At 56.7% G+C, this 16,924-nt stretch carries 17 protein-coding genes and 2 tRNA genes; 11 read left to right on the top strand and 8 right to left on the bottom strand.

Annotation, left to right across the window (positions count from 1 at the left end; translation table 11 throughout):
- The first annotated feature begins 35 nt into the window (after positions 1-35).
- Positions 36-1,361: a pyrimidine utilization transport protein G gene (rutG, locus tag C1Y41_RS02645; RefSeq protein WP_104084751.1), complete on the top strand. Its 1,326-nt coding sequence runs from the start codon at positions 36-38 to the stop codon at positions 1,359-1,361.
- Here the strand turns inward: rutG and C1Y41_RS02640 are convergent.
- Positions 1,358-2,272, bottom strand: coding sequence for a DMT family transporter (locus tag C1Y41_RS02640; protein WP_104084750.1), 915 nt, complete (start codon positions 2,270-2,272; stop codon positions 1,358-1,360). The genes rutG and C1Y41_RS02640 overlap by 4 nt on opposite strands.
- A gap of 269 nt (positions 2,273-2,541) precedes the next feature.
- Here C1Y41_RS02640 and wrbA point away from each other — a divergent pair, with 269 nt between their 5' ends.
- Genes wrbA through C1Y41_RS02625 form a run of 3 tightly spaced genes read left to right on the top strand, consistent with a single transcriptional unit; the run spans position 2,542 to position 4,817 of the window.
- A complete protein-coding gene (gene wrbA / locus C1Y41_RS02635; RefSeq protein ID WP_065649652.1) occupies positions 2,542-3,141 on the top strand; it encodes an NAD(P)H:quinone oxidoreductase in 600 nt (199 codons plus the stop codon).
- Between the two features lie 18 nt (positions 3,142-3,159).
- Complete coding sequence (locus C1Y41_RS02630; RefSeq protein WP_039383674.1) at positions 3,160-3,390, top strand: YccJ family protein; 231 nt, start codon at positions 3,160-3,162, stop codon at positions 3,388-3,390.
- A 53-nt stretch (positions 3,391-3,443) separates the two neighbouring features.
- Entirely contained in the window at positions 3,444-4,817 is a 1,374-nt protein-coding gene (locus C1Y41_RS02625; protein WP_104084749.1) for an NAD-dependent succinate-semialdehyde dehydrogenase, read from the top strand.
- 50 nt (positions 4,818-4,867) lie between these two features.
- Here C1Y41_RS02625 and agp read toward each other — a convergent pair whose 3' ends face one another.
- The 3 genes from agp to C1Y41_RS02610 form a co-directional block, all read right to left on the bottom strand.
- Positions 4,868-6,505 carry a bifunctional glucose-1-phosphatase/inositol phosphatase gene (agp, locus tag C1Y41_RS02620; protein WP_082032653.1) on the bottom strand — a complete coding sequence of 546 codons (1,638 nt, stop codon included), beginning with the start codon at positions 6,503-6,505 and terminating at the stop codon, positions 4,868-4,870.
- Positions 6,506-6,728: 223 nt separating this feature from the next.
- Positions 6,729-6,816: transfer RNA gene (locus C1Y41_RS02615), tRNA-Ser, on the bottom strand.
- Positions 6,817-6,850: 34 nt separating this feature from the next.
- Positions 6,851-6,938, bottom strand: a tRNA-Ser gene (locus C1Y41_RS02610).
- A 223-nt stretch (positions 6,939-7,161) separates the two neighbouring features.
- On the opposite strand from C1Y41_RS02610, the gene yccA reads away from it, so the two are divergent.
- On the top strand, positions 7,162-7,818 hold the full coding sequence (yccA, locus tag C1Y41_RS02605) for an FtsH protease modulator YccA (protein ID WP_039383670.1): 657 nt from the start codon (positions 7,162-7,164) through the stop codon (positions 7,816-7,818).
- 100 nt (positions 7,819-7,918) lie between these two features.
- Entirely contained in the window at positions 7,919-8,245 is a 327-nt protein-coding gene (locus C1Y41_RS02600; RefSeq protein ID WP_094111453.1) for a TusE/DsrC/DsvC family sulfur relay protein, read from the top strand.
- Here C1Y41_RS02600 and yccX read toward each other — a convergent pair whose 3' ends face one another.
- The gene (yccX, locus tag C1Y41_RS02595) at positions 8,246-8,524 is read right to left on the bottom strand and encodes an acylphosphatase (RefSeq protein WP_104084748.1); all 279 of its coding nucleotides are present in this window, start codon (positions 8,522-8,524) and stop codon (positions 8,246-8,248) included.
- An 85-nt stretch (positions 8,525-8,609) separates the two neighbouring features.
- Here yccX and rlmI point away from each other — a divergent pair, with 85 nt between their 5' ends.
- Positions 8,610-9,800, top strand: coding sequence for a 23S rRNA (cytosine(1962)-C(5))-methyltransferase RlmI (gene rlmI / locus C1Y41_RS02590; RefSeq protein ID WP_039383665.1), 1,191 nt, complete (start codon positions 8,610-8,612; stop codon positions 9,798-9,800).
- A gap of 59 nt (positions 9,801-9,859) precedes the next feature.
- The gene (gene hspQ / locus C1Y41_RS02585; protein WP_039383664.1) at positions 9,860-10,177 is read left to right on the top strand and encodes a heat shock protein HspQ; all 318 of its coding nucleotides are present in this window, start codon (positions 9,860-9,862) and stop codon (positions 10,175-10,177) included.
- A gap of 38 nt (positions 10,178-10,215) precedes the next feature.
- Here the strand turns inward: hspQ and C1Y41_RS02580 are convergent, their stop codons facing one another.
- Entirely contained in the window at positions 10,216-10,632 is a 417-nt protein-coding gene (locus C1Y41_RS02580; RefSeq protein WP_039383662.1) for a CoA-binding protein, read from the bottom strand.
- A 177-nt stretch (positions 10,633-10,809) separates the two neighbouring features.
- Here C1Y41_RS02580 and C1Y41_RS02575 point away from each other — a divergent pair, with 177 nt between their 5' ends.
- Positions 10,810-11,430, top strand: a complete 621-nt coding sequence (locus C1Y41_RS02575) for a DUF2057 family protein (protein WP_039383659.1) — start codon at positions 10,810-10,812, stop codon at positions 11,428-11,430.
- 28 nt (positions 11,431-11,458) lie between these two features.
- On the opposite strand, the gene helD is transcribed toward C1Y41_RS02575, so the two are convergent.
- Positions 11,459-13,513: a DNA helicase IV gene (gene helD, locus C1Y41_RS02570; RefSeq protein WP_104084747.1), complete on the bottom strand. Its 2,055-nt coding sequence runs from the start codon at positions 13,511-13,513 to the stop codon at positions 11,459-11,461.
- A gap of 123 nt (positions 13,514-13,636) precedes the next feature.
- Here helD and C1Y41_RS02565 point away from each other — a divergent pair, with 123 nt between their 5' ends.
- Both C1Y41_RS02565 and yccS read left to right on the top strand, forming a co-directional pair.
- A complete protein-coding gene (locus C1Y41_RS02565; protein WP_104084746.1) occupies positions 13,637-14,080 on the top strand; it encodes a YccF domain-containing protein in 444 nt (147 codons plus the stop codon).
- An 11-nt stretch (positions 14,081-14,091) separates the two neighbouring features.
- The gene (gene yccS / locus C1Y41_RS02560; RefSeq protein WP_104084745.1) at positions 14,092-16,227 is read left to right on the top strand and encodes a YccS family putative transporter; all 2,136 of its coding nucleotides are present in this window, start codon (positions 14,092-14,094) and stop codon (positions 16,225-16,227) included.
- A 23-nt stretch (positions 16,228-16,250) separates the two neighbouring features.
- On the opposite strand, the gene C1Y41_RS02555 is transcribed toward yccS, so the two are convergent.
- Positions 16,251-16,853, bottom strand: a complete 603-nt coding sequence (locus C1Y41_RS02555) for a TfoX/Sxy family DNA transformation protein (protein WP_094111488.1) — start codon at positions 16,851-16,853, stop codon at positions 16,251-16,253.
- Positions 16,854-16,924: the final 71 nt, after the last annotated feature.

Genomic DNA, 16,924 nt, shown 5'->3' with positions numbered 1-16,924 from the left:
CGCGGCCTGTTCTACTCACTCTCAGGAGATGATCTATGGCGAGTACCTGGTTTCCACGCTGGCGCGTTAAGTCAGCAATGACCGACGACGGCTTGATTGCCCCGGACGAGACGCTGCCGCTCGGGCAGACGCTGGTGCTTGGGCTGCAGCATGCGGTCGCAATGTTTGGCGCAACGGTACTGATGCCGCTGCTGATGGGGCTGGATGCCAATCTCGCTGTGTTACTCTCCGGGATCGGTACGCTGCTGTTCTTTTTTATTACCGGCGGGCGCGTACCGAGCTATCTCGGTTCCAGCGCCGCTTTTGTGGGCGTAGTGATTGCGGTCACCGGTTTCACCGGCCAGGGCCTTAACACTCACCTCTCCGTGGCGCTGGGCGGCATTATCGCCTGCGGCGCGCTCTATACCCTGATTGGTCTGATTGTGATGAAAGTGGGTACCGGCTGGATTGAGCGCCTGATGCCGCCGGTCGTCACCGGCGCCGTCGTTATGGCGATTGGCCTGAACCTGGCGCCGATTGCGGTGCACAGTGTTTCTGCCACCCTGTTCGACAGCTGGATGGCGGTGCTGACGGTGCTCTGTATCGGACTGGTGGCGGTCATGACGCGCGGGCTGGTACAGCGCCTGTTGATCCTGGTAGGGCTGATCGTGGCCTGGGCGTTCTATGCGCTGCTGACCAATGGCTTCGGCCTCGGTAAACCGGTGGATTTCAGCGGCGTGGCGCACGCCGCCTGGTTTGGCGTGCCGCATACGACTGCCCCTGTGTTCGACCTGCAGGCGATAGTGATGATTGCGCCGGTCGCCATTATTCTGGTCGCTGAAAATCTGGGGCATATTAAAGCGGTAGCAGCTATGACCGGACGCAATCTCGATCCGTGGATGGGCCGGGCGTTTGTTGGCGACGGTCTGGCCACTATGCTCTCTGGCTCTGCCGGCGGCAGCGGCGTGACAACCTATGCCGAAAACATAGGCGTCATGGCGGTTACGCGCGTCTACTCTACGCTGGCGTTCGTCGCCGCGGCCCTGATCGCAATACTGCTGGGTTTTTCACCGAAATTTGGCGCACTCATCCATACCGTGCCAGCACCGGTCATAGGCGGCGCGTCTATCGTGGTATTTGGCCTGATTGCGGTGGCCGGTGCCCGTATCTGGCTGCAGAATCAGGTCGATCTCGGGCAGAACGGTAATCTGATCATGGTCGCTACCACGCTGGTTCTGGGCGCCGGCGATTTTGCGCTTAAGATCGGCAGCTTCACGCTCGGCGGTATCGGCACCGCGACCTTTGGCGCCATTATCCTGAACGCAATTCTGCAGCACCGTAGCCGCGCGCCGGCCGGTTCAGCTGCACAGCCACACGGTTAAGGCTTCTGCGGTGCCTCATCGGGCACCGCTTTCTTACGCCGCAGCCGCAGCTCACTGACAATCACGCCACAGACAATCAGCGCACCGCCCAGCAGCGCGGCCGCAGGCAGTCGCTCCCCCGCGAGACGCCCGACAATTCCCGCCCAGACCGGCTCTCCGGCATAAATTACCGTAGCGCGTACCGGTGACACACTGCGCTGGGCCCAGTTCATCGTCACCTGAATCAGGGCGCTGGCGGCGCCCAGGCCTGCAGCGCTCAGCACCAGCGGCAGAGAAAACGACGGCAGCGCTTCACCGTTCGGGATCATAAACAGAAAGGCGCAAGCGGAGGCGACCAGCAGCTGCACCAGCGTTACCCGCCGCACATCCACCTGTCCGGCATAGCGGCTAATCAGAATGATCTCGGCAGCAATCGCCAGCGTGCTCAGCAGGGTCGCGCTCTCCCCGGCGCTGAGGGCGATGCCGCTCTGCTGCGGCCCCGCCACCAGCACCAGGCCGCTGAACGCCAGCGCAATGCCCAGCCATGCCATAATGCCCGGCGGCCGGCGCAGCACCAGCCACTGCAGCAGCGGCACCACCGGAACATAGAGCGCCGTTAGAAAGGCAGACTGGCTGCTGGAGATAGTCTGCATCCCCCAGGTTTGCAGGCCATAACCGCCCGCAATAGCCAGGCCAATCATTGTGCCCGCTCTGATTTCAAGCCAGGTCAGCGCGCGCAGATAGCGCCAGAAAAAACAGGCCAGCAGCAGTGACGCCGTGGCAAATCGCAGTCCGACAAAAAAAAACGGACCGGAGTATGCCATGGCGCGGTGCACCACCAGAAACGTGCCGCCCCAGACCATGGTGATGAAAATCAGCACCAGTTCCTGACGGGTAATGCGCAGATAAGGACGTGCAGGTAACGCAGACATAGAACACCTGATAAGTAGCCAGGCGTCATTCTGGCGTAACCCGGCCCGCAGGCGCAACAGCCGGCCGGGGTTATCTGCTCAGCGTGCAGCAATGTGATTCGCGTTCAGAATTACGACTCATCTGAAAAAATGCCATTTTAATACTAAAAATCATAACGTTAACTTTTTAAGCGTGCTAAATCTCAGCGGGCAGCAGCGCCATTTCCCGGCAGCCCGCGCATGCTCTTCTATACTCTTTTTACTTATCTTACCGGGAGGTTAGAACCACAATGGCAAAAGTTCTGGTGCTCTATTACTCAATGTATGGACATGTGGAAACCATGGCGCAGGCGGTTGCAGAAGGCGTGCAGCGCGTCAGCGGAGCCGAAGTGACTATTTTGCGCGTGCCGGAGAGTATGGATGCGGCGCGTTTTGCTGAGGTTGGTGGCAAGGTCGATCAGCAGGCAGCTGAGGCAACGCCGGACGATCTGACGCAGTATGATGCCATTATCGTCGGCACGCCGACCCGCTTTGGCAACATGTCAGGCCAGATGCGCAACTTCTGGGACCGTACCGGCGGGCTGTGGGCCTCGGGCGCACTGCACGGAAAACTGGCCAGCGTGTTTACTTCTACCGGTACCGGCGGGGGCCAGGAACTGACGATAACGTCAGTATGGACTACGCTTGCCCATCACGGCATGGTCATTATTCCAATCGGCTACGGCACTAAAGAGATGTTTGATATCTCACAGGTGCGCGGCGGAACGCCTTATGGTGCGTCGACGCTGGCAGGCGGCGATGGTTCACGCCAGCCCACGCCTGAAGAGCTGCAAATTGCCCGCTATCAGGGTGAACATGTCGCCACTCTGGCGGTAAAACTCAAAGGATAAACTCAACAGGAGATCATTATGTCTACAGACCAGTCCAGAGCACATCGCGTCGGCGAATGGGCGAAAATTCGTCAGACGTCCCCGGAAATTGCAGAAGCGATCTTTGAAGTTGCCAATTACGATGAAAAACTGGCAGAGCAGATCTGGGAGCAGCAGGGCAATGATGATGTGCTGATGCGCGCGTTTGATAAAACCGATCAGGATGTTCTGACATGGGACAACGTCCCTGTCGAGCGCAAAAACGTGTGAGAACCGGCGGGCATGGCCCGCCTTTTTTATGGCAACACCAACAGGGGGACGCGATGACGGCTTACCAGAGCATCAATCCGGCAAATAATCAGCTGCTGAAAAACTGGGAGACACATGATGACGCCCGCGTGTACCAGGCGCTCGAAACCGCAGATGCGCTCTACCACTCAGCCTGGAGCAAAGGTGATATCCAGCCACGCCTCCAGGTGCTGAGCCGCCTGGCCGATCTCATGGATCAGCGCAAAGAGGAGCTGGCCACCATAGCGAGTCGTGAAATGGGCAAGCTGATTGGTCAGAGCCGTGGTGAAGTCAGCATCTGCATCAGCATTGCGCGATATTACGCTGAGCATGCCGCTGCTTTTCTGCAGCCTCAGCCCTACGCCAGCGAAATCGGGGAAGCCTGGGTGGAATATCATCCGATTGGCGTTATCGTTGCGGTTGAACCATGGAACTTCCCTTATTATCAGCTGATGCGTGTTCTGGCACCTAATCTGGCGCTGGGTAATCCGGTGCTGGCAAAACATGCCAATATTGTGCCGCACTGCGCGGATATCTTTGAGCAACTGGTACGTGAAGCGGGTGCACCAGAAGGTGCCTGGAGTAACCTGTTTATCTCCAATGAGCAGGTGGCGGATCTTATCGCTGACGATCGCGTTCAGGGCGTGGCGCTGACCGGCTCCGAACGCGCCGGCAGTGCGGTTGCACAGCAGGCGGGCAAACACCTGAAAAAATCCACCCTTGAACTGGGTGGCAATGACGTCTTTATTGTTCTGGACGATGCTGACCTGGATGAAGCGGTACGCCAGGGCGCGCAGGCACGTCTGAGCAACTGCGGACAGGTCTGCACCGCTGCTAAACGGTTTATTGTGCATGCGCAGATCGCCGAGGCGTTCATGAGCAAATTCAGCGCCGCGCTGCAGTCCGCTGTGCCGGGCGATCCACTGGATGAAAAAACCACGCTCGGACCGCTCTCTTCCCTTGATGCGCGTGACCGGCTGGCGCGACAGGTTGAAGAGGCGGTAGAGCATGGCGCAGAGCTGCGCTTTGGCGGGCGCATTATTGAAGGCGTCGGATGCTATTATCAGCCCACTCTGCTGACCGGGCTGACGCCCGATAATCCCGCTTATTATCAGGAGTTTTTTGGCCCGGTTGCGCAGCTCTATATTGCAGAGAGTGATGAGGCTGCCGTGGCGCTGGCGAACGATTCGCACTATGGCCTTGGCGGATCTATCTGGACGCGGGATATTGCGCGCGCGCGCCGGCTGGCGTCACAGATTGAGACCGGCATGGTGTTTATCAATTCACAGAGTGACACCGCAGCTGAGCTCCCCTTTGGCGGGATAAAACGCTCCGGTTACGGGCGTGAACTTTCCGATCTCGGTCTGAAAGAGTTTGCCAATCAGAAGCTGGTGGTTATTGCCGGCTGACGACCAAAAAAAACCCCGCCAGAGCGGGGTTTTTTATAGCCTGCTGCCGGTTAACCTGCGGTAGCAGGTTGCTGAGCTGGCTTTGCCTCAGCGGCGGGTTTACCGGATGCCGCCTCCGGCTGCGCGTTTTGCGCTGCAGCAGCATCAGCTTTCGCTTTATCTTCTGCTGCTTTGTCCGCTTTCGCTTTATCAGCCGCCGCTTTATCAGCGGCTGCTTTGTCCGCTTTCGCCTTATCAGCAGCGGTTTTCTCTGCGGCAGCGTCTGCTTTCGCCTTATCTGCGGCGGCGTCTGCTTTCGCTTTATCAGCAGCCGCCTGTTCAGCTTTATCTTTAGCTTTAGCGTTATCGTCAGCCGGTTTCTCTGCGGCAGCTTTCGCGTCCGGCGCACTGTCTGCAGCCTGCTGCGGCTTCGCTTCCTGCACGGCCGCAGGCTGCATGGGCGTCCCCTGCAGTGCGCTGTTCAGTGCCGCAGAGAACTGCTCCCAGCTGCAATAGCCATTGGCATCAGTATCACAGCCGGCAAGCTGCAGCGTGACACGTTTTGGCGGGTTTTTGAGGCTCAGCACATCTGCGTTACGCAGCTGATCGGCGGTCTGATAGACATACTCTATTTTCAGCAGATCTTTGTTATTTTTGCCATCGTGCCAGCGTTCAAATACAACCTGTCCGCCGATAGGGGTTTTCTCATCGTTGCCCGGCAGAGTGTAAGGCTTCACCTGCAGCGCGCTGAGCAGCGAGGCGATATTTGAATCATGCCCTACCATCAGCGTTACTTTAGGTGCGCTGGCCTTATCTTCATCAACCAGCTGGCTGCGGATGTAATCCACCAGCGGTGCAGCAACTTCACGCGCAACCTCTGGCGAGCTGAAGAGCGCATCCTGATAACCGTTTTTGACTGACGCCAGCTCTTTCCACTGCTCAGGCGTTTTAATCTGCCCCCAGGCAACCTGCTCTGCCGGGAAACCTTCGTAATATTGCAGCGTGAACGCATCAACAAGGGAATTACCGATTTTCAGCGGACCGCTGACGCCTGGCTCTTTGCCATTATCTGCGCTGAAAGTGTTATCACCGCTGTCCAGCGTGCACTGCTTTTTACCATTGCAGGCAGGCGACGATTTATAATCAACAATCTTTTCCAGACGCTGCAGCGCAGGCTTCAGTGCCAGCTTCTCATTCTCTGCCGTCATCGCCGCCAGCGCTTTTTTGTTAAACGCTTCGCTGTCATCGGTAATCACCGGATTAAAGATGGGATCCATCGTTCCCATGGCATCCTGATGCGTTACCGCAACGTCACAGCCAGGAAAGGCACCCGCAGCAAAAAACTGTGCGGTCGCAACGGTGCGCTGAAGGCTATTTGCATAAATGAAAACATCGCTGGTATCCGGGCAATTGCCGCCAGCCAGCAGCCCCTGCTGCGTCAGCCACTGACGGGTATATTTACCCATATAGACTTCCAGCACGCCGCCTTTGGTGGTGAGTTCACCGCCCGGCACATCCCATTGCGGCCAGCTCTTTTTAGTGGATTGCTCCAGTGCGCTGCCGTTTGTCGCCAGCGGCGCACGCAGATTGTGACGGCTCAGCATCAGCACCTGCTGCAGCTGCATATCCCCTTCTGCTGCGGTCGCTGACAGGCTTACCGGAAGCGCCGCAACAACTGACAACGCGCAAAGACTCAGTTTTTTGATCATTGTGCCCATTCCATAATTCATCAGTGAAACACTCTGGCATTCAAACGATTAGCCCGCCAAAGAGCGAATTACCGCACAGTGTAACTCAGCTTGCTGACGAAAATCGCCCGCTGTTTATAAAAACTGTGAATGGACTATAGCAGCAAACGTCAGGGTTAGAGCAGCAGGAAGGGTCGGGGCGGGAAAAGCAAAAAGCCCGCATCGCTGCGGGCTTCTTTAAATTTGGCGGAGGAAGAGAGATTCGAACTCTCGGATGGTTTCCCATCGGCGGTTTTCAAGACCGCTGCCTTAAGCCACTCGGCCATCCCTCCGGATACAGATTGTACTTTATCTGCAGAGATAAAGTGGCGGAGGAGGAGAGATTCGAACTCTCGGATGGTTTCCCATCGGCGGTTTTCAAGACCGCTGCCTTAAGCCACTCGGCCACCCCTCCGCAATGAGGCGCACTATAAACATCCCCCAGGATGATGTAAAGCGATGAATGAATCGTTCGCCTGAAAAACAGCCAAATTTGTTTTTTTCGCCGTCAAAAACAGCATTCTGCTTACTGAAACAGCAATTTATCGCGTAAAGATGGGTAAAACGCCTTTGCTGTTCTGACCCCGCTGCGTATTCTCAGCGCATGTAAGGTGTCCTCTCTCTTTAAGGAGTAAATGATGGACAAAATTATCAGCTCATCACAGCAACAATCTCTGATCGGCACTCATAAAGTCCTGCGTAATACCTATTTTCTGCTCGGCCTGACACTGGCGTTTTCTGCAGTGACCGCCACGCTGAGCACGGTCTATGCACTCCCCTCACCCGGCCTGATCCTGATGCTGGTAGGTTTTTATGGTTTGATGTTTCTGACTTACCGTCTGGCAAATAGTCCGGCCGGAATAGCAGCAGCGTTCGCCTTCACCGGCTTCCTCGGCTACTGCCTGGGGCCTATCCTCAGTTCGTTTCTGAGCGCGGGCATGGGCGATGTTATCGCCATGGCGCTGGGCGGCACGGCGCTGGTCTTCTTCTGCTGTTCAGCCTATGTACTGACTACCCGGCGCGACATGTCATTCCTTGGCGGTATGATGATGGCAGGCTTTGTCGTTCTGCTGGTTGCAGTCGTAGCAAATCTGTTCCTGCAGCTGCCGGCCCTGCATCTGGCTATCAGCGCGCTTTTCATCCTCTTCTCTGCAGGGGCCATTCTGTGGGAGACCAGTAACATTATTCATGGTGGCGAGACCAACTACATCCGCGCGACCGTTGGACTCTACGTCTCTCTCTATAACATCTTTGTCAGCCTGCTGAGCCTGCTGGGTTTCGCTAACCGCGACTAACGCTGCAGCGCACAAAAAGCAAACCCCGCTCTGGCGGGGTTTTTGCTTTTCCAGGCGGCGGGAATTTACAATAAGCGCAGATAACAGATGAGGAAAACGCGTGATTGTTAACGGCAGTGAGATTGTAACGGATGCAGAAGGCTATCTGACTAACCACGCAGACTGGTGTGAAGAGGTAGCGCTGGCGATCGCCCGGCAGGAAAACATTGAGATGAGCGAGGCTCACTGGGAGGTCGTCCACTTTGTACGCGACTTCTACCAGGAATTTAACACCTCGCCTGCAGTGCGCATGCTGGTAAAGGCGATGGCGAAAAAGTATGGCGAGGAAAAAGGCAACAGCCGCTATCTGTTCCGCCTCTTTCCGGACGGCCCGGCAAAGCAGGCGACAAAAATTGCCGGCCTGCCTAAACCCGCAAAGTGTCTCTGATCAGCCAGTGGTAAAGCTGGCCGGTCGTTCGGCCGGATCACAGGGCCTGGTCACGACGTTGTCCACCCGCGCACTGCGCGGCCCGCCTGCCTGAAGCCAGCTGATTAGCGTTTCGACCTGCCGTTCCGGACCGCAGGCCAGCACTTCGACGCTGCCATCGGACTGATTACGGGCGTAACCGGTCAGGCCCAGCGCTTTCGCCTGCTGCTGGGTGTGATAACGAAAGCCCACGCCCTGTACCATGCCATATACCCGGATTGTGCAGCTGCGTTCAGCCATAGTGCCTTTCCCCTATTCCGCGTTGCAATTTGGCGCCATCCGCCGGAAAATAGCGCCTCATTTTTTCAGGTAAGCATAGCAAACTATGACCGTTCGATTGATTCTCACCAAGGGACGTGAAAAATCCCTGCTCCGCCGTCATCCCTGGGTCTTTTCCGGCGCCGTTGCGCGCATGGAAGGAAAAGCGCAGTCTGGCGAAACTATTGATATCTGCGACAGCTCTGGCAAATGGCTGGCACGTGCCGCTTATTCACCGGAGTCGCAAATTCGCGCACGTGTCTGGAGCTGGCAACAGGATGAATCAATCGATATCGCCTTCTTTGTTCGCCGTTTAGAGCAGGCGCAACAGTGGCGTGACTGGCTGGCGACCCGCGACGGACTCGATAGCTATCGCCTGATCGCTGGCGAATCAGATGGTATGCCCGGCGTAACCATCGATCGCTTTGGTCATTTTCTGGTACTGCAGCTTCTGTCCGCAGGGGCAGAGTATCAGCGGCCTGCCATTGTCTCTGCGCTGCAGCAGTGCTATCCGGAGTGCGCTATCTACGATCGTTCCGACGTCGCCGTGCGTAAGAAAGAGGGGCTGCCGCTGGCACAGGGCCCGGTGAGCGGCGAACTGCCGCCTGCCCTGCTGCCTATTACCGAGCACGGTATGAAACTGCTGGTAGATATTCAGGGCGGCCATAAGACCGGCTACTATCTTGATCAGCGCGACAGCCGTTATGCCACCCGTCGCTATGCGCAGGACGCGCGCGTGCTTAACTGCTTCTCTTATACCGGCGGATTTGCCATTTCGGCGCTGCTCGGTGGCTGTCGCGAAGTGCTGAGCGTGGATACCTCACAGGATGCGCTGGACGTAGCAAAACAGAACGTTGAGCTGAACGGGCTCGACGTGTCGCGGGCACAGTTCCTGCGGGATGACGTTTTTAAACTGCTGCGCCGCTATCGTGATGCAGGCGAAAAGTTTGATCTGATTATTATGGATCCGCCTAAATTCGTTGAGAACAAAAACCAGCTGATGGGCGCCTGCCGTGGCTATAAAGATATCAATATGCTGGCGATGCAGCTGCTTAATCCAGGCGGTATTCTGCTGACGTTCTCCTGCTCCGGCCTGATGGCTACGGATTTATTTCAGAAGATTGTGGCCGATGCGGCGCTGGATGCCGGACGTGATGTACAATTTATAGAGCAGTTCCGTCAGGCGGCCGATCACCCGGTAATAGCCAGCTATCCGGAAGGTCTCTATCTGAAAGGTTTTGCCTGCCGCGTACTGTGACTTGAAAACCTGATCCCTGCCCCCATATTTAGTGGCAGGTAAAGTTTTGGGAGGTCGCAATGATTGCCAGTAAATTTGGAATTGGACAGCAGGTCCGGCATCGTCTTTCTGGCGTGCTGGGTGTCATCGTCGATGTTGACCCTGAGTATTCGCTGGATGAGCCGGAACTGGATGAAGTTGGTGCAACGGAAACACTGCGTGCCGCCCCCTGGTATCATGTGGTGATGGAAGATGAAGAGGGTGAACAGGTGCACACCTACGTTGCAGAAGTGCAGCTGGCGGGTGAAACGCTGTTCGAGCACCCAGAGCAGCCCTCTATGGATGAGCTGGCCGCCTCTATCCGGCAGCAGCTGCAGGCACCCAGCCTGCGACATTAATTATATCGGCGACGCAGGTCGCCGTTTTATTGTCTGATTCAGGCTGGCGTAATATTCAGACGCGGGATTTCAATCTTCGGACAGCGGTCCATAATCACCGTCAGGCCAGCATCACTTGCCAGCACGGCCGCCTGCTCATTGATAACGCCGAGCTGCAGCCACAGCGTTTTCGCGCCAATCGCAATAGCGTCCTGTGCCACCTCCCATGCCGCCTCAGCATTACGGAATACATCTACCATATCGACTTTACCGGGGATTTCTGCCAGTGAAGCGTAGGCGGTCTGCCCCATCAGCTGCTGCCCCGCCAGTTTAGGGCTCACCGGAATCACCTCATATCCCTGATCCAGTAAGTAACGCATCACGCCATAGCTGGGACGAGCCGGTTTGTCGCTGGCCCCCACCAGTGCGATACGACGGGTATTCATCAGCACATCACGAATTGTTTGATCGTTCATTCATTTCCCCTTCTCTTTATTGCCAGAGTGTAGCTGCCCTTTCCGCTCGCGGCGCAAGCCGCAAAGATGAAATGTTTGCGCCAGGGCACGAATAAATATGTTTAAATGTAAATTTAGTGCCATAATGAAATACTTTGCTACACATCACTGATTACCCGCCATATTTCGGGAGTAGAAATGAAGCTGTCACCGGCTGTCACAGGCATTATTGCGCTGCTTGTCACAGCATCCTGCCCCGCCATTACGCTTAAACTCGATCCGCAGATTGATTTGCTGGTGCTTGACGGGCGGAAAATTGCCGGCTCACTATTAAAAGGCGCAGACAGCCTTGAGCTGGAACAGGGGCAGCATCAGTTTCTGTTTCGCGTTGAGAAACCCTGTCCTGACGCAACCCATTTCCAGTCAGTGCCGATGATTGTCACATTTACCGCGGAAGCACACTCTGTGGCGATCCACCTGCCCTCGCTGAACAGCCGGCGTGAACGCAGCACGTTTAATAAGCTCCTAAACTTCAGGCTGATTGATGAGCGGGGCACAGAAATTGCCAGCCTGCGCGATCGTCTGCCGCAGAGCAGCAGCGGTGACATGATGCAGGCGATGATGGCTTATAACCGCGCAGCACAGACGGCATCCGTACTGCGCTTTGCTGCTCCTTCGGCGACAGCAGTAAGCGAAAACCCCGATTTTGCCTGGCAGGATGCCAGCGATTTGCCCTCAATACAGCGCTGGTTTAAACGCTTTGATGCAGCAACCCGGCAAAAGTTACTGAGCTGGATGAAAACGTTACGCACCAGCTAGCGCCTCACTTTTCCTGGCGCTGCCTGGCTCAGGCTTTACGCGCTACCGGTACACCCAGCTCACGCAGCTGTTCAACAAAGCGCGACGGACAGGCTTTATTAAACAGCAGCCACACCTGTTCACGTGCCCGCGTCATAGCCACATAAGCGAGGCGCCGCTCTTCCGCATCGGGAAAATCTTCCACGGGTGGCAGCAGCCCCTCCTCCAGCACCGACTCACGCGCCGGAGCCGGAAAGCCATCGGCTCCCTGATGGAGGCCGGTCAGGATGACGTACTCCGCCTGCTGACCTTTACTGGCATGGATTGTCATAAACTCCAGCTGTAATCCGGGCCAGCGCGTTTTTGCCCGGTCCAGCAGCGCCGGACGCAGATGATGGTAGCGCGCCAGCAGCAAAATCCTCTCTTCCGGTTTCGCAAATCCGCTGAGTTTGTCCAGCAGCCCCTCCAGCTGATCGTCCGGCAGCAGCGTTACCGCCTTTTTACTTCCTTTGCTCAGACTGGTGAGCGTTTTTTTCAGCTGGTGCGGATTTTGCTGGATAAAACCATTAGCAATGTCAGCAATGCGGCTATTGAAGCGATAGGTGGTATCCAGCACGCAGCTGTCGCCGTCGCCAAAATAGTGGTGAAAAGCGGTGGTCAGATTGAGCTTAGCGCCGCTAAAACGGTAGATTGCCTGCCAGTCATCGCCTGCAGCAAACAGGCTGGTATGAGCATTCTGCGCGCGCAACGCCTTTAAAAGTGCGGCACGCTGCGGCGAGATATCCTGAAACTCATCGACCAGAATATGCTTCCAGGGGCTGATAAAACGTCTTTTTTCCAGCACCTCTGTCGCCTGCTGGATCAGGCCGGCAAAATCAACGGCGCCCTCCGCTTTAAGCGCACTTTTCCAGGCTTTCAGTAGCGGAGCCATCAGTTTTATCCGCTTACTGAAGCTATCGCGCCACGCTTCCGGAGCGGCCGCGATTGTTTCCGCCTGATTACCGCTCTGCATCCGCAGCAGGCCCAGCCACTGCTCAAGACGCGGCGCCAGCCGCTGCGCGATAGCGCTATCCTGCCAGAATGCGCCGTCCGGCAACGTCCACGCCAGATCCTCCTCCAGCCACTGACGCCAGCCGCTGGCCTGCGCCTTTTTAGCCGCGCACTGGTCGCGCCAGCTCTCCAGTAGCAGCTGGCGACGGGCAGCGCTGTCACTCTCCAGCTGGCTGATAACCGGCGGCTTGCGGCCACTCTCGCGAATAATATGCAGCGCCAGCGCATGAAAGGTACGCGCCTGCAACGCCTTTACGTTAAGTTGCGTGTCCAGGCGTTGATTTATCTCTTCTGCAGCCTCCCGGCCAAATGCCAGCAGCAGTATCTGGTCAGGATGAGCCAGTCGCCGCTGCAGCAGCCAGCCAGCACGTGCCACCAGCACGGCGGTTTTACCGCTGCCTGCACCCGCCAGGACCAGCAACGTCTCTTCACCATTAACCACCGCTTCTGCCTGCGCACGATTAAGCGGTGAGCGCTCAACCGTGGCGAAAAAATCCGGATTTGCCTGAATCACCTGCTCGCTCCAGCGACGGTTACGCTGGCGAATTGTGGCTTCGCCCTGCTCCAGCCACTGCCGGCAGCGATGCCAGCGTTCACGACAGTTATCCAGCGCCTCCAGGCGCGCCAGCGGCAGCGGCAGTGCCGCAATCGTCTCGTTAACCCGGGCCAGGATAGCAGCCAGCTCACTTCGCTTTAGCCAGCGATCCTCTGCGGTCAGCTGCGAAATATGCTGCAGCAGCTCATCCAGCACGCCCGTACTGATATGGCTCATTTCAGCGCTCCACTGCTGCCAGGCGTGCTGCAGATAGTGATAAAAACGCTGCGTCTCCTGCCACTCGGTACCATGCAGCCGCACCACCTGATTCTCCGCCAGCAAAAACTCCAGCTCGCCCCATACCAGACCGCGTTTGCAGCTGATATCCAGCAGCTGATTAAACGGAATAAGGTATTCATGACGATCGCCGCTGACTTCAACACCGGCGGTCAGCAAACGCACCCGGTTGTAAGGATGCTGCGCCAGACGTTTACCCATTGCTGTTGCTTTCAGTTCCATGTCCGCATCATCAGGTGAAATTCAGTTATTGCGCAGTTTACCTGTCAGACACTTGGCGCTCCAGCCTTAAAACAGGCTAAACTTGGCGGCACATATTGCGGATTGCAAAAGGAAAAACGCGTTATGCGCACCGTTCTTAATATTCTGAATTTTATCCTTGGCGGCTTTCTCACTACGCTTGGCTGGCTCTTTGCCACGCTGGTCAGCATTGTGCTGATTTTTACGCTACCGCTGACGCGCTCCTGCTGGGAAATCACAAAACTTTCGCTGGTTCCGTTCGGCAATGAAGCGGTTCACGTTGATGTACTGCGTCCTGACAGCAAAAGTGCGTTTCTCAACGCTGGCGGTACATTTCTGAACATCTTCTGGCTTATTTTCTTTGGCTGGTGGCTTTGCGTAATGCATATTTCAACCGGAATCATGCAATGTCTGAGCATTATCGGTATTCCCACCGGGCTGGCGCACTTTAAGCTGGCTGCGATTTCACTCTGGCCGGTTGGCCGTCGGGTGGTCAGCGTGGAAGAGGCACAGGCAGCGCGTGAAGCTAACGCGCGCAGCCGCTACTGAGGATCCGGTTTATGTCCGACGCTATGCCCGCCTGGCGCCGCTATCTGTTTAACAGCAGCCTGCGCTATCTGCTGCGTATTTTTCTGGCGCTGTCGGGCTGCGCTGCGTTTCCCTGGTGGCTGCAGCAGGTAGAGTGGACCATTCCGCTTACGCTGGGGGTGGTCGCTGCCGCGCTGGCCGATCTTGACGACCGCTGGACAGGCCGTCTGCGCAATCTGATCATCACCCTGTGCTGCTTCTGTATCGCGTCGGTCTCCGTTGAGCTGCTTTTCCCCAGACCCTGGGCGTTCACTGCCGGCCTGGCGCTCTCAAGCTGGGGATTTATCCTGCTGGGCGCGCTTGGCCAGCGTTACGCGACCATCGCGTTTGGTGCCCTGCTGATTGCGGTATATACCATGCTGGGTATCGGGCTCTTTCCACAGTGGTGGATGCAGCCCGCGCTGCTGCTGACGGGAGCACTCTGGTACAACCTGCTGACCTTTATTGGCCACCTGATGTTTCCGGTGCGACCCGTTCAGGAGCAGCTGGCGGCCAGCTTTTCCCAGCTGGCGCGTTATCTTGAGGCGAAAGCAAACCTGTTTGATCCGGACGGCGGTGAGCAGGATGATGCCGCTCTGATTGCCACCGCAATGGCTAACAGCCAGTTAGTCGCGCAGCTGAATCAGACTAAAAATACCATTCAGAGCCGGCTGCGCGGCGATCGGGGTTCACGCAGTACCCGCCGCAGTCTGCATTACTATTTTGTGGCGCAGGATATTCATGAGCGCGCCAGCTCTTCGCACATACAGTATCACCAGCTGCGAAATAACTGGCGTTACAACGAAATCCTGTTCCGTTTTCAGCGTCTGCTGAATATGCAGGCGCAGGCGTGTCGCCAGCTGGCTGAAACGATCGTATTGCGCCAGCGCTGGCATCACAGCAGCCATTTCGAGCGTGCTTTTGCGCGCCTTGAGACGGCCCTTGAGCGACTGCAGCAAAGCGACCCGGATGCCGGACATACCGCCCCGCTCTCCTGGTTACTGCGTAATCTGCGCGCCATTGATGCACAACTTGCTTCGCTTGCTTCAGAACAGCAGCTGTTTGAGACGCCGCTGCAGAGTGAGCACCATCTTTCGCGTGACACGCTGCGTGGCTGGTCCGATATACGTCTGCGTCTGAGCCGTCATCTTACGCCCGCGTCTCCGCTGTTTCGCCACGCTATCCGAATGTCGCTGGTGCTCTGTATAGGTTATGCCTTTATTCAGATTACCGGGCTGCAGCGCGGTTACTGGATACTGCTTACCAGCCTGTTTGTCTGTCAGCCCAACTATAACGCCACGCGTCGCCGGCTGGCGCTGCGTATCGGGGGGACGCTGGCAGGTGTGGCAATCGGGCTGCCGGTGCTGTGGCTGGTGCCCTCGGTGGAGGGGCAGCTGCTGCTGATCGTCCTCAGCGGCGTGCTGTTTTTTGCTTTCCGTCAGATTCAGTATGCGCAGGCCACGCTGTTTATTACCCTGCTGGTACTGCTCTGCTTCAATTTACTGGGTGAAGGCTTTGACGTGGCCCTGCCGCGTATTGTTGATACGCTTCTGGGATGCGGACTCGCCTGGCTGGCGGTGGCGTTTGTCTGGCCTGACTGGCGTTTTCGCAAGCTCACCACAATAGCCGATCGCGCGCTGAATGCTAACTGCCGCTATCTGGATGCCATTATGGAACAGTATCATCAGGGCAAAGATAACCGGCTGGCTTACCGGGTCGCACGCCGGGATGCGCACAACGCTGACGCCGAACTCGCTTCTGTGGTATCGAACATAAATAGTGAACGCCGGGCAGATCAGACGCTGCGGGAGCACGCCTTCAGACTGCTCTGTCTTAATCACTCGTTTCTGAGCTATATCTCAGCGCTGGGTGCACATCGCACCCGCTTATCATCGGGGAAACTGCTCACGCTGCTTGATGACGCCGTCTGTTTTGTTGAGGATGTTTTACAGATTGAGTGCGTGACAAACGATCGGGTAGCCGCGATGCAACATACGCTTCAGCAGCGCATCGGCGAACTGAAAACCAGCTCTGAAGCCCAGGCACCTCTGATTTTGCAGCAGCTCGATTTACTGATCACGCTGCTGCCTGAGATCGCCCGCCTGCGCCGCGCCCTGGCGCAGGCCTGAAACAGTAACAGCGGCTCCCGGGTTTACCGGCGTAGCCGCTCCTGGTACCAGCTGCTCAGCGCCTCTTTTACGTCTGCCGGAAGCGCCGCCTGATGATGGCCAGAGATCGCTCCTTCCAGTGCCAGCAGCGTTTTCAACCCGACATGCTTGTTGACGCTGCGCAGCTTAAGCCAGCTCTGTCGTGACCCCATCTCCTGCAGTGATTCCACCGAGCTGATCCCCGCTTTATGCAGCATCAGCTCCATACGCAAACTGAGATTAGGAAGATCTTTGAGCCGCAGCGAAATATGTTTTACTGCAGCATCAGCCTGTGCCGCCTGCAGGGAGCTGGCTGACAAACTGATCAGCTGTCTCCTGTCCTGCCATAGCTGCTGATCCACTTTGAAGTAGCTCAGGGTGACAGGGATACCGCGCTTGCGGTAAACCAGCGGCTCCAGCGGCCGCTGAACGGCATAAAGCCGCAGCGCCTCACTGGCGCGCAGGTAGAGCGTGTCATTATCAATATAGGCGAACACCACGCGCTCAATAGCCAGCGCATAGCCGCCAAACTGCGTACGCGACTCTATATCTCCCAGAACCGACAGGGCGTCGATCGATTGTTCCACTACCTCATTTTTTCGCTTCATCATGTCCCTTTTCCTCATTCCTTGTGCAGGGTATTTCCTATAAAACAGTGACTATTCATTTAGTTAGAAGA

The organism is Pantoea sp. ICBG 1758 (assembly GCF_002928325.1).
GTDB lineage: Bacteria > Pseudomonadota > Gammaproteobacteria > Enterobacterales > Enterobacteriaceae > Pantoea > Pantoea eucrina.
This window is presented reverse-complemented; position numbering and strand designations above follow the sequence as displayed.